Source organism: Curtobacterium salicis (genome assembly GCF_011759505.1).
Taxonomy (GTDB): domain Bacteria; phylum Actinomycetota; class Actinomycetes; order Actinomycetales; family Microbacteriaceae; genus Curtobacterium; species Curtobacterium salicis.
Window position 1 is genome coordinate 289,396 of the sequence record NZ_JAAOYO010000002.1, and the last position, 12,441, is coordinate 301,836.

The following is a 12,441-nucleotide window of genomic DNA, read 5'->3' on the forward strand; positions in this document are numbered from 1 at the left end:
TGGTGCGGTGCGGTGCGGTGCGGTCGGACCGGAGGTGCGCCTCCCACTCCGTCCCGCCGGTGTCAGACGACAGGCGGTCGGCCTGCCAGCGTCATGCGACCGATCGTGAGCCATCCCATCACGTGGGCCGGACCGCAGTCGGTGCGCCACCCCTCGGTGACACCGCCGAACCAGGTCGCGAGCCGACGCGGCGACCGCCACCACCGGAGCACCTGGATCGCGGCCCAGCTGCCGACGTAGACGGGCCGGAGCACGGCGGGCAGGTTGCGCCGGGCGAGCCAGACGCGGTTCCGGGCGTTGAGGCGCACGTACTCGCGGTGACGCGCCGGGTCGATGGCCGGGTGGTTCGCGACGAGCTCCCCCGCGTACCATGCTCGGCGGCCGGCGTCCCAGACGCGCCAGGCGAGCTCGATGCCCTCGTGCGCGTAGAAGTACTCGGCTCCCCACCCGCCGACGGCACGCCACACGTCCATCGGCAGGACGACGGCACCCTCCCACACGGAGAACACCGGTGAGCTCTCTTGCGGGTCGCCCTTCCGGATCCGGGGAACCCAGCGACGGGGGTTGGCCGCGCCGGCGGGGTCGACGACCCGGGGCTGCACCAGTCCGAGCGACGGGTCGTGCTCGAACAGTGCGATCGCGTCACGGAGGAACGTCGGCGACGGCACCGAGGCGTCGTCGTCGAGGAAGAACACGTAGTCGCCGTCGACCTCGGCGGCACCGGCGTTCCGGCCGGCGGGGATACCGAGGTTCTCCGGCAGGGCGAGGGCGCGCACGTCGTCGGGCAGTCCGACCGGCTGCCACCCGTTGCCGACGCAGACGACGTCGAGTTCGACGTCCTGCTGCGCGAGCACGCTCTCGAGGCCGCGGCGCAGGTCCTCCGGCCGCGTGCCCTGCGACAGGCTGACCACTGCGACCCGCGGTCGTCCGCGATGCGGGACGGCGCGACGCCGGACGGTGCCGGGAGTCACGCGCGGACCCGCTTCGACGAGATGATCGCCAGGAAGTGACCGGCAGTCGCGAGGACCGCCAGGGGCAGGAGGGCGCCGACCAGGATCCGGTCGGCGAGCGGGTGCCCGATGACGAGCGCCAGGAGCGCGACGACGAAGGTGATGATCGTGAGTTCGACCGAGTGGTACAGACGGTGGAACGGCAGGAACCGGGCGATGCGGCGGAGCGTGGCGAGCCGGGCACCCGACGGGGCGGTGACCCCGTCGCGTCGGTCCGCGAGCTTCTCCATGCCGCCGTGGGCACGCGCCACGTGGACCATGTCGTTGAGCGCCTTGTTGAGGACGATCACCAGGCCGAGGGCGCAGCCGATCGTCGTCCACATCCAGTCGGCGCCGTGCACGGGCCAGGTCGCTGCGCGCACGCCGAGCGCGATGGGGATGAGCCCCTCGGTCGTGTAGTGCCCGACCTTGTCGAGGAAGATGCCGGCCGGCGAGCGGGTCCCACGCCACCGCGCGACCTCGCCGTCGGAGCAGTCGACGAGCATCTGCAGTTGGCCGAGCACGAGCGCGAGCAGGGCACCCCAGATGCCCGGGATCAGGAGCGCGGCCGCGGTGGACCAGCCGACCAGGATCATCAGGCCGGTGACCTGGTTCGCGCTGACCCGGGTCCGCAGCAGCACCGACGTCAGGTACGGCGAGATGTCCCGCAGGTAGAGCGACGCCGTCCAGTGCTCGGCGTTCGCGCGCGCCCGGACCTCGTCCGGCTGCGCCACCGCCCGCAGCTCGGCGATCGAGGTGGGCCGGCTGAAGCCGCGGCCGTTCCGGGGATCGGGCACGCCGCCGTTCCCGAGGTCGTCGTCCGCCATGTCGGTCACCGTCCCGTGTGTGTGGTCAGATCGGAGGTCCGTGTCAGGAACCCGATGATGAAGCCGACACCCCAGCCGACGTGGATGCACGGCAGGACGACGAGCAACCACGCCCGCGTCGCCGGCACCGATCGCCGCGACACCGCGAGGGCACCGACGACGACGAAGAGCAGGTAGACCGCCGGGATGGCGAACCCGGTCATCGCCCACGCCACCGGCGACCCGAACAGCGCCCCGACGACGCCGACGAGTCCGGCGACCAGCCCGAGGGCGACGGCCAGGACCATCACCGGCGGCACGAAGTAGCGGAGGCCGTTGCCCGCGGGGAATCGTCGGGCAAGTTCGCCCCGCCAGAGCCCGGTGGCGACGAACTGGCGCACCAGGCGCTTCAGGCTCGGCCGCGGGCGGTACGTGACGACGAGTTCCGGGGTGAACCAGACCGTGCCGCCCGTCGTCCGCAGCCGCCGGTTGAGCTCCCAGTCCTGCCCGCGCTTGATGCCCTCGTCGAAGAGCCCGACCGCGAACAGCCGCTCGCGGCGGAACACCCCGAGGTACGCCGTCTCGGCTGGTCCGGCCTGACCGCCGACGTGGTGCGGCGTGCCGCCGAGCCCGACACGGCTGCCGTAGGCGAGGGCCACGGCCTGTTCGAACGGCGTCCGTCCCTCGGCCCGCATGATGCCGCCGACGTTGTCCGCGCCGGACTCCTGCAGGGTGCGGACCGCGATGCGCGTGTAGTCGGGCGGCAGGACGCTGTGCGCGTCCACGCGCACCACGATGGGGTGCTCGGAGGCACGGATCGCGACGTTGAGACCGGCCGGCGTGGACCCGACCGGGTTGTCGACCGCGCGGATCCGCGGGTCCGCGGCGCTCATCTCGGCCACGAGTTCGTTGGTGCCGTCGATCGAGGGCCCGAGCGCCAGGATGACCTCGAACGGCCCGGCGTAGTCCTGCTCGAGCAGGCTGCCGACGGCGGCACGGACCTCGGTCACCTCGTTGAGGACGGGCATGACGTAGGAGACACCCGGCAGGGCCTGTCCGTCGTGCTGCATGTGATCCTCGGGGTCCGGCGGGCGCGACACGACCCGACCGGGCCGCCCCGCAGAGCGGACCGAGCCTATCAAGCACCCGAGTTGCCCACCTGGCCGCCTCCTGGAGCCGGTGACCGACCGTGCCGACGGCGCGTCACGTCCGCGTCCCCCGGACGGACGTCAGGCCCGCCACCGGCTGGAGGCGGGCCTGACGTCGTCAGGACGGTCGGGTCACTTCGAGCTGTCGTACGTCCCGAGTGTGACGTCCGCCGTCCGGCTCTCGCCGTTGCGGACGTAGGTGACCTTCGTCTTCGCACCACCGGCGAAGAAGCGCACCTGCGCGGTGAGGTCCGTCGCGTCGGCGATGGTGGCGTCACCGAGCTTCGTCACGACGTCGCCCTTCTGCAGGCCCGCGTCCGCCGCAGCGCCACCGGAGACGACCGACTTGATGACGGCACCGACCTGCGAGGCGTTGGCGTCCTCCGTCGCGTCCCCGACCGAGGCGCCGAGCAGACCGTGGGTGGCCTTTCCGTTGTCGACGATCTCGGAGGCGACACGCTTGACCAGGTTCGACGGGATCGAGAACCCGACGCCGATGCTGCCGGACTGGGAGCCCGACGAGCTCGAGCTGCCGGCGCTGGCGATCGCGACGTTGATGCCGATCAACCGACCCTTGTCGTCGAGGAGCGCGCCGCCCGAGTTGCCCGGGTTGATCGACGCGTCGGTCTGGATCACCGGCAGCGACACCGTGGTGCTCGCGGAGGGACTGCTGCCGTTGTCGCCGTTGCCCCAGAAGTCGAACGGGCCGTTGCCGTTGTTGCCCTGGCCCTCGTTGGAGTCGCCGCCCGCGTTCGGGTCGCTCGAGGTGACCTGGATGCTGCGGTTCAGGGTCGAGACGATGCCGTCCGTGACGGTGTTCGACAGGCCGAGCGGCGCGCCGATCGCCACGGCGGTGTCGCCGACGTTGAGCTTCGACGAGTCGGCGAAGTCCATCGGGGTGAGGTCCGGCGCGTCGATCTTGATGACCGCGAGGTCCACCGTCGGGTCGGTGCCGACGAGCGTGCCCTTGTAGACGCGGCCGTTCGAGGTCGTCACCGAGATGGTGCCGCTCGAGCTGTCGCCGTCGAGCGTCACCACGTGGGTGTTGGTGACGATGTAGCCGTCCTTGTCGAGGATGACGCCCGAGCCGGTGCCGGCCTCGCTGCTCGCCGACACGTTGATCGTGACGACGGAGGGCGTGGCCTTCGCGGCGACCGCGGTCACGACGGTGGCGGAGTCGTAGTCGTTGACGGTGAGGTTGCCGCCGCTCTGCGAGGAGCCGGAGCTGCTCGTCGTGGTGTCGCCGCCGGTGGCCGAGTCGGCCGCCCAGACGATGCCGCCGCCGATGAGACCGCCGACCAGGGCGATCGCGACGGCCGGCAGGAGCAGCCGGTTGCGGCCGGAACGGTCGCGCGTGGTGGTGCCGGTCGCCGCCTGGGCACCGGAGAAGTAGTGACCGTTCGCGCGCTGCTGGTCTGCGGCGTCGCCGAACGAGCTCGTCGCGGAGGCCGGCGGCTGGTCTGCGGACGGGGTCGGGCCCGCGGCGCCGGAGTACTCGCCGTACCGGGGGCGGTCCTGGCCGTACTGGCCCTGCTGCCCGTACTGGCCCTGCTCGCCGTACTGACCCTGCTGGCCGTACTGCTGCGGTGCCTGCCCGTACTGGCCCTGGCCGTACTGACCCTGCTGCGGCGCCTGGCCGTACTGACCCTGCTGGCCGTACTGGGAGCCCTGGCCGTACTGGCTCTGCTGGCCGTACTGGCCCTGCTGCCCGTACTGCGAGTCCTGGCCGTACTGGCTCTGCTGGCCGTACTGGCCCTGCTGCGAGTACTGGCCGTACTGGCCGTACTCCGGGTACGGCGCGGTGTACTGGTCCGTCGGGTGGTCGGAGGCGGCGGCATGCGTCCCGTCCGCTGCTGGAGTCGTCCCCACCACGTCCGTGTCGTCGGCGTCGCGGTGCCCGTACCGGGTGCCGTCCGCCTCGTCCGGACCGGTGGTCTCGTCGCGACGGTCGTCGTCGCCGTGCCCGTTGGGCGTGGTGTCGCTCATGCTGGACGTGCTCCTTTCAAGCTCCTGCAGTCTCCCCCACCGACCTGGGCGGTCATGATGGCGCACCTGCGAGCTGGCCAAGCCGATCGTATGCGTCAGCTGTGTGCCGGGTCCGCAGGAGTCGGCACACGAACAGCGGCCGACCGTCACGAGCCGGGCTCGCCCACGTCCGCCGGTGTCATCCGGCGTCCGCCGGGATCGTCCATGGTCCATCGGGGTCGGCACGGGGCGGACGCTAGGTTGGTGGCCAGCGCGCGCCGTGCCTCCCGTCCGGCGCCTCGACGTCGAGAGGGGTCGCACATGCGGCAGACCGGTCCGTGGCTGCGAGCCGCCGAGGGTGCGATGCTCCTGGGGCCCGACGGGGTGCCCGCGCCGACCGTCTTCGCCGAGATGAGCGCCCTGGCGGCCGCGACCGGCGCGATCAACCTGGGGCAGGGATTCCCCGACGAGGACGGGCCGGCCGAGGTCCTGGAGGCCGCGGTCCAGGCCATCCGCGGCGGCGCGAACCAGTACCCGCCGGGCCGGGGCACACCGGACCTGCGTGCCGCCGTCGCGGAGCACCAGGCCCGCTGGTACGGCCTGGACGTCGACCCCGACCGGGAGGTCCTGGTCACCGCCGGCGCGACCGAGGCGTTGGCCGCGACCCTGCTGGCACTGGTCGAGCCGGGCGACGAGGTCGTCACCTTCGAACCGTTCTACGACGCCTACGGCGCGCTCATCCGGCTGGCCGGCGCGACGCACGTCACCGTCCCGCTCCGTGCCCCGGACTTCCTGCCGGACGAGGCCGACCTCCGCGCCGCGTTCTCGGACCGCACCCGGGTGGTGCTCGTGAACACGCCGCACAACCCGACCGGTCGCGTGCTGCCGGTCGAGGTGCTCCGCACCGTGGTCGAGCTCGCCGAGCAGTTCGACGCGGTCATCGTCACCGACGAGGTCTACGAGCACCTGGCGTTCGCGGGCACCCACGTCCCGCCCGTCACGCTCCCCGGAGCACGCGAGCGCACGGTGTCCATCTCGAGTGCTGGCAAGACCTTCAACACGACGGGCTGGAAGATCGGCTGGCTCACTGCTCCCCCGGCCCTGGTCGAGGCAATCACGACGGTGAAGCAGTACCTGACGTTCGTCAACGGGGCACCGTTCCAACCGGCGATCGCCACCGGGCTGCGGCTGCCCGACGCGGTCTTCGCCGGGATCGCGGCGGACCTCGGGTCGAAGCAGGCGATTCTGGCCGACGGGCTCGCCGCCGCGGGCTTCGACGTCCTGCGCCCGGACGCCGGCTACTTCGTCATCGCGGACGCGGCGCCGCTCGGACACGACGACGCCCGGGCGCTCTGCCTGGAGCTCCCCCGCCTCGTCGGCGTCGTGGGCGTGCCGGTGTCGGCGTTCGTCCGGCCGGACCACGTGGACGGGTACCGGTCGCTCATCCGGTTCGCCTTCTGCAAGCGGCGGTCGGTGCTCGAGGAGGCCGTGGCACGGTTGGCAGGGCTCGCCGCGACGGCCTGAACGCGGCCTGCGGGCGGTCGCTCGTCAGTCGCGCACGTGCAGGTCGTACCGGCGGAGTGCCAGCGACGGGTTCACGGTCCGCACCCGCTCGGTGACCGCGGTGTCGATCGTGGTGACGAGCAGCCCGGGATCGGCTCCGAGTGCAGCGACCGCGGTACCGGTGGGGTCGAGGGCGACCGTGCCGCCGATGCCCACGGGCGGTGCCTGTCCGACACCGAGGACCCAGACGGTGTTCTCGATCGCGCGTGCCGTCAACAGCGTCCGCCAGTGGTGCTCCTTGCCCGGGCCGCGGACCCACTCGGCCGGGAGGACCACGACGTCGGCACCACCGTGTTCGGCCGCGGCCAGCCGACGGGTCACCTCGGGGAAACGCAGGTCGTAGCAGGTCTCGAGGCCGACCCGGACGCCGTCGACCTCGACCACGGGCAGCTGCGCGGGGTCGCCGGCCTCGATGCGGTCGGACTCGTGCGACCCGAACGCGTCGTACAGGTGGACCTTCCGGTACGTGTCCAGGACCGCGCCGTCGGCAGCGATCGCGACGAGGGTGTTCCGGAACCGTTGCGGCGTCTCCCCCGCTTCCGCGATGCCGACCACCAGCGCGATGCCGGTGCTGCGTGCGATCCGACGGAGCCCCGTGACGAACGACCCGTCGAGGGGTTCGGCGGCGGCCACGAACCGGTCGTCGATGTCCGCGGTGAAGTACGACGTGTACTCCGGCGTCACGAGCAGCTGTGCTCCCCGCTCCGCTGCGGTCCGCGCAGCGTCGGCCACGGTCCGGAGGTTCGCCGCGGTGTCGGCGACGGGGGCGAACTGGGCCGCCGCGATGGTCAGGGTCGTCACGATGACAGGGTAGCCGCGGCTGGACGGCGCCGGCAGGCAGCGTCGGTCCGCCGCATCGACGAGCGCCCGTCACCGCCCGGCGTCAGCTCCGGTCCGCAGGGACGTCGGGCACGGCGAGGACGCCGAACGAGCGACGCAGGATCCCGACGACGTCGTCCTCCCCCGCTGCCCAGGTCGCGACCGACACGTCGAAGCACGACAGTGCCGCCTGCACGACCGTCCGAGCACGCAGGTCCCCGTCCGTCTCGCCGAGCCCGAGCCGTGCCGCGACCAAGGGCAGGAGCACTTCGGCCCACGCATGGTGCTTCTCGAGGTTCCGTGCCCGCAGGGACGGCGTGCTCAGCATCACTCGGACCGAGCGACGGCCGGTCTCCGGATCGTCGCCGCCGCCGAGCACGAGCATCGACGCGAAGGACTCCTGCAGCGCGGTCCACACCGGCTCGCCCTCGGGGCGCGCGCGGAACGCTGCCGCGAGGGCCGCACCGTGCCGTGCCGGGTCGCCGATCACGGCGTCCTCCTTCGCGGGGAAGTACCGGTGGAAGCTCCGCGCCGAGATACCGGCCTCGGCCGCCACCTGTTCGACCGTCACGCGGTCGAACCCGTCGGCGTCGAACCGGGCGATCGCGACGGCGGCGAGGCGCGCGCGGACGGCATCCCGGGTGATGTCCCGCAGGCCGGTCCGTGTCCCCGTCGTCGCTCCCATGCTCCGATGCTACCGCTCCGGCATCCACCGCCGTACTTGACAGTCTCTGCCAGGTTCGGCGTACAGTGCCAGTGTCAACACGACATTGATGGAGGACGACATGCAGAACCGCACACTCGGACGAGAAGGCCTCGCCGTCAGCGCGATCGGCTACGGCGCGATGGGCACGACCTTCGCGTACGGGCCCGGCGACGACACCGCGTCGATCGCCGCGAGCCGGCACGCGCACGACCTCGGCGTGACCCACTTCGACACCGCAGAGCTCTACGGGTGGGGAACCGGAGAGCGGCTCCTCGGCTCCGCACTCGCGCCGATCCGCGACGAGGTCACGATCGCCACGAAGTTCGGCTTCACCCCGGACGCCTACGCCCCGAACTCGCAGCTCGACCACATCCGGCAGGTCGTCGATGCGAGCCTGCGCAACCTCGGCACGGACTCGATCGACCTGCTCTACCAGCACGTCCACGACCCGGAGGTCCCGGTCGAGGACGTGGTCGGCGTGATGCAGGAGTTCGTGCAGGCCGGCAAGGTGCGCTGGCTGGGCCTCTCGAACACCGATGCCGAGAACATCCGGCGGGCACACGCGGTCCACCCGATCTCCGTCCTGCAGACGGAGTACTCGGTGTTCGCCCGGCAGTCCGAGGACCTGTTCGGCGTCGTCGACGAACTCGGCATCGGTCTCGTCGCGTACTCACCCCTGGCGCGCGGGTTCCTCAGCGGGGCCGTGCAGCCGCGGAGCGCCTACGCCGAGGACGACATCCGGCAGTGGCTGGAGTGGTGGGCACCCGAGAACTGGGACGCCAACACCGCGGTCGTGGCGGGTCTGACCGAACTCGCATCGGAGAAGGGCATCTCCCTCTCGCAGCTGGTGCTCGCGTGGATCCTCGCGCAGCGCGAGGACATCGTGCCGATCCCCGGGTCACGCAGCGCCGGACGTGTCGCTGAGAACGTCGCCGCCGCGGCCGTCACCCTGGCTCCCGACGAACTCGCGCGCATCGACACGCTCAGTCGCGGCGTGCGCGGCGCCCGCGCCACGAGCTGAGGGATCTGCCCACTCCCGGAGCGGCGACGACGGACGCCCCTGGGAACATGAAGGAACCTAGGAACGCGAAGAGGTCTGGGAACGCGAAGAAGCCCCGGTCCGTGAGGACCGGGGCTTCTCGTGTCGCGTTGGTTGCGGGGGCAGGATTTGAACCTACGACCTCTGGGTTATGAGCCCAGCGAGCTACCGAACTGCTCCACCCCGCGGCACATGGAAAACACTACACGGACCCGAGCGGGGTGCCAAATCGACGCACCCCGCTCGGCGTGTTCACCCCTTCGAGGAGCTGCTGCTCTCCGCTGCGATGGCGGCCTCGATGGCCTCCTGCAGCTGCTTGTCGGCCTCGGCCGCCGCGACCAGGTCGTTGTCGGCGTACGCCTGCTCGCGGGCACGGAGCGCCTTGTCGGCGTCGGACAGTGCCTGCTGGACGTCCGGGTCCGTGCTGCCCGCGGACGATCCGCCGGTCGAGCCGCCGGTCGCACCGCCGGTGGAGGTACCACCGGTCGACGTCCCCGACCCGGAGCCGCCGGAGTCGGAACCCGAGGCAGCGCCGGAGTCACCCGCGGCTGCCCCGGAGTTGCCGCCGAAGAGCTCGTCGAGCGCCTGGTCCAGCGTGTCCTCGAAGGCGATCTTGTCGCCGAAGGCCACCAGGACCTTCTGCAGCAGCGGGTAGGACCCACTCGAGGTGGACTGCACGTACACCGGCTGGACGTAGAGGAAGCCGCCACCCACCGGCAGGGTCAGCAGGTTGCCCTGCTTCACGGTGCTGTTGCCGCGCTTCAGGATGTTCAGCTCCTGCGACACGGTCGGGTCCGAGTTGAACAGGTTCTGCACCTGCGACGGACCCGGGATGCTGTCCGTCTTCGGGATCGTCAGCAGCGTGAGCTTGCCGTACCCCTTGCCCTTCTCGCCCTTGCCGGCCCCGCTGGCGTCCGACCCGACGGCCAGGTAGCCGGTCAGGACGTTGCGCGCGTTCGACGACGAGTTCTGCTTCGGGATGTACGTGCTGTACAGCGAGTACGCCGTCCCGGAGCCGGGGACCTTCATCGTCAGGTAGTACGGGTCCTGCTGGTCGGGGTTGGTCGCGGTCGTCTGCGTCCCGAGGGCGTTCGTGGTGGTCGTGTTCGTCCCCGAGCCGGTGCCGGCCGAGTCGGCGTCCCCCGCGCTCGTCGACGTCGAGGTCGGGTCCACCGGGGTCGTCCACGCGTCGTCGCCCGAGTAGAACGAGTTGGCGTTGGTGACGTGGTAGGTGCCGAGGATGCTCCGCTGGACCTTGAACAGGTCCGTCGGGTAGCGCACGTGGGCCAGCAGGTCGGCGCTCATCGAGGAGACCGGCTGGAGCGACGTCGGGAAGATCTTCTGCCAGGTCTTCAGCACCGGGTCGGTGGTGTCCCACGCGTACAGCGTGACCTTGCCCGTGTAGGCGTCGACGGTGGCCTTGACCGAGTTCCGGATGTAGTTCACCTGGTCGGTGCGGAAGCTGCCGGTGTCGGTGCCGTTGATGCTGTCGGTCATGCTCTGGCTCTGCGAGTACGGGTACGCGTTGCTCGTGGTGTACCCGTCGACGACCCACTGGATGCGGTTGTCGACGATCGCCGGGTAGGCGTCCTTGTCGAGCTTCAGGTACGGCGCGACCTTGCCGACGCGCTGCACCGGGTCCCGGTCGTAGAGGATCTGCGAGTCCGCGTTGACGGCGTTCGACAGCAGGATCTGCTCGGACTGGAACTTCGCCGCGTAGACCAGGCGGTTGAAGAAGTTGCCGATCGTCGGGCCACCGTTCGCCGCGTACGTCGTGGTCGCGTTGCCGTCGTTGTCGTCGGACCCGGACGGGTAGTCCAGCTCGACGTCCTTGGTGCCCTTCGGCGCCCCGACGATCGAGTACGCGGGCGAGTTCTCACCGAAGTACACGCGCGGCTGGTACTTGCCGAGGTCGCCGCCGGCCGGGATGCCCGACTCGATGAAGACCGGCTTGCCGTCGGCGGCCCGCTGGTTGCCGTACGCCGCGACGACGCCGTAGCCGTGGGTGTAGACGAACGTGCGGTTGTACTGGGTCGCCGAGGCGCCGAGGCCCTCGAGGTCGATGTCACGCACCGCGAGGACGGTGTCCTCGGTCTTGCCGTCGACCTGGTAGCGGTCGACGTCCAGCTGGTCGGGGAACTTGTAGTACTGCCGGTACTGCTGGAGCTGGCTGTACGTGTCCGCGACGATCTTGGGGTCGATGATGCGGATGTTCGCGGTGGTCTGGGCGTCTTCCGACAGCGCCCCCGAGGACGCCGTGGTCGTCGCGTCGTAGTCCTGCTCCTTGACGCCGGCGACGTCGTAGGCGTCCCGGGTGGCGTCGATGTTGCGCTGGATGAACGCGGACTCGAACGACCGCTCGCTCGGGGCGACCTGCAGGCGCTGGACGATCCACGGGTAGATGCCGCCGATGACGATCGCCGCGACCAGGAGCAGCCCGGTGCCGACGATCGAGATGCGCCAGCGGCCGATGACCGCGGTGACGATGAACAGGATCGCGACGATCGCGGCGATGCCGGCCATGATCTCGCGACCGGGGATGGTGGCGTTCACCTCGGTGTACTGCGCACCGGTGATGAGCGAGTTGTCCTTCGTCAGCGCGGCGTACTGGTCGAGCCACAGGCTGGCGGCCTGCAGGGCGATGTAGACACCGGCAGTGACCGCGAGCTGGATGCGGGCGGCCCGCGAGATCCGGACCTCACGGCCGCCGAAGCGCAGCGCCCCGTACAGGTAGGTGGCGGCGAGGGCGGCGAGCCCCGCGATGAGGACGACCGCGGACGAGTACGCCACGACGGATCGCCAGAACGGCAACTCGAAGACGTAGAAGCCGATGTCGAGCCCGAACTGCGGGTCCGTCTTGCCGAAGGGGGTGCGGTTGAAGTACTCCAGCACCATGCTCCAGCGCGGCGCCGTCGCGAGACCGGCGAAGACGCCGAGGACCGCGGGGATGCCGAGCATCACGACGCGCCGCAGCGGCTCGATGACCTGCTGGTAGCGGTCGAGCTGCGAGTTGAGCTTCGCGTAGACCGGACGGAACCGGAAGGCGAGCGTGATGCTCAGCCAGACCGGGACGGCCATCCCCAGGAACCCGGCGACGAACATCGCCGTCCCGGCGAGCCACCTGGTGGTCAGGACCCGCTCGAACCCGAGCTGCGTGAACCACGCGTAGTCGGTGTAGAGGCTGGCGAAGATGAAGAAGCCGATCACCAGTGCGGCCAGCACGATGATCGTGACCACGATCGGGACACGCGGCGAGCGCCGTCCCGCGGTGGACGAGGTGTTCGTCACTTGTTGTGCTCCAGACGTGTCGGACCGGCGGCGCCGGCAGGCCGAGCCGTCAGTGCTGACGATCCTATTCGCCCCGGCCGACAGTCAACCTGTGCCGCGTCTCAGGAAGCCGCCGCGT

9 protein-coding genes and 1 tRNA gene are annotated in these 12,441 nt (G+C 71.0%); 2 read left to right on the plus strand and 8 right to left on the minus strand.

What is annotated here, in order from left to right:
• Positions 1-62: 62 nt before the first annotated feature.
• The 4 genes from E9228_RS05720 to E9228_RS16970 all read right to left on the minus strand — a co-directional run bounded on the left by E9228_RS05720 (position 63) and on the right by E9228_RS16970 (position 4,929).
• Positions 63-971, minus strand: a complete 909-nt coding sequence (locus E9228_RS05720) for a glycosyltransferase (protein WP_166779629.1) — start codon at positions 969-971, stop codon at positions 63-65.
• Positions 968-1,816: a CDP-alcohol phosphatidyltransferase family protein gene (locus E9228_RS05725; RefSeq protein WP_166779630.1), complete on the minus strand. Its 849-nt coding sequence runs from the start codon at positions 1,814-1,816 to the stop codon at positions 968-970. The genes E9228_RS05720 and E9228_RS05725 overlap by 4 nt, the downstream gene beginning before the upstream one ends.
• Positions 1,817-1,821: 5 nt before the next feature.
• On the minus strand, positions 1,822-2,865 hold the full coding sequence (locus E9228_RS05730) for a glycosyltransferase family 2 protein (protein WP_166779631.1): 1,044 nt from the start codon (positions 2,863-2,865) through the stop codon (positions 1,822-1,824).
• A gap of 210 nt (positions 2,866-3,075) precedes the next feature.
• Positions 3,076-4,929, minus strand: a complete 1,854-nt coding sequence (locus E9228_RS16970) for a S1C family serine protease (protein ID WP_252727777.1) — start codon at positions 4,927-4,929, stop codon at positions 3,076-3,078.
• A 300-nt stretch (positions 4,930-5,229) separates the two neighbouring features.
• Between E9228_RS16970 and E9228_RS05740 the strand changes: the two genes are divergently transcribed.
• Positions 5,230-6,432, plus strand: a complete 1,203-nt coding sequence (locus E9228_RS05740) for an aminotransferase class I/II-fold pyridoxal phosphate-dependent enzyme (protein ID WP_166779632.1) — start codon at positions 5,230-5,232, stop codon at positions 6,430-6,432.
• Positions 6,433-6,456: 24 nt separating this feature from the next.
• On the opposite strand, the gene E9228_RS05745 is transcribed toward E9228_RS05740, so the two are convergent.
• A complete protein-coding gene (locus E9228_RS05745) occupies positions 6,457-7,272 on the minus strand; it encodes a carbon-nitrogen hydrolase family protein (protein ID WP_341849789.1) in 816 nt (271 codons plus the stop codon).
• An 82-nt stretch (positions 7,273-7,354) separates the two neighbouring features.
• The gene (locus tag E9228_RS05750) at positions 7,355-7,975 is read right to left on the minus strand and encodes an acyl-CoA-like ligand-binding transcription factor (RefSeq protein WP_166779633.1); all 621 of its coding nucleotides are present in this window, start codon (positions 7,973-7,975) and stop codon (positions 7,355-7,357) included.
• Positions 7,976-8,075: 100 nt separating this feature from the next.
• Here E9228_RS05750 and E9228_RS05755 point away from each other — a divergent pair, with 100 nt between their 5' ends.
• Entirely contained in the window at positions 8,076-9,017 is a 942-nt protein-coding gene (locus tag E9228_RS05755; RefSeq protein WP_166779634.1) for an aldo/keto reductase, read from the plus strand.
• A gap of 129 nt (positions 9,018-9,146) precedes the next feature.
• Here the strand turns inward: E9228_RS05755 and E9228_RS05760 are convergent.
• A tRNA-Met gene (locus E9228_RS05760) sits at positions 9,147-9,223 on the minus strand.
• A 64-nt stretch (positions 9,224-9,287) separates the two neighbouring features.
• The gene (locus E9228_RS05765; RefSeq protein ID WP_341849791.1) at positions 9,288-12,323 is read right to left on the minus strand and encodes a UPF0182 family membrane protein; all 3,036 of its coding nucleotides are present in this window, start codon (positions 12,321-12,323) and stop codon (positions 9,288-9,290) included.
• Between the last annotated feature and the right edge of the window lie 118 nt (positions 12,324-12,441).

What these genes read in the sequence shown, in the direction of transcription:
- E9228_RS16970 (WP_252727777.1), bottom strand. Translation starts at nt 4,929, where the DNA reads ATGAGCGACACCACGCCCAACGGGCACGGCGACGACGACCGTCGCGAC.
- E9228_RS05730 (WP_166779631.1), bottom strand. Translation starts at nt 2,865, where the DNA reads ATGCAGCACGACGGACAGGCCCTGCCGGGTGTCTCCTACGTCATGCCC.
- E9228_RS05755 (WP_166779634.1), top strand. Translation starts at nt 8,076, where the DNA reads ATGCAGAACCGCACACTCGGACGAGAAGGCCTCGCCGTCAGCGCGATC.
- E9228_RS05725 (WP_166779630.1), bottom strand. Translation starts at nt 1,816, where the DNA reads ATGGCGGACGACGACCTCGGGAACGGCGGCGTGCCCGATCCCCGGAAC.
- E9228_RS05750 (WP_166779633.1), bottom strand. Translation starts at nt 7,975, where the DNA reads ATGGGAGCGACGACGGGGACACGGACCGGCCTGCGGGACATCACCCGG.
- E9228_RS05740 (WP_166779632.1), top strand. Translation starts at nt 5,230, where the DNA reads ATGCGGCAGACCGGTCCGTGGCTGCGAGCCGCCGAGGGTGCGATGCTC.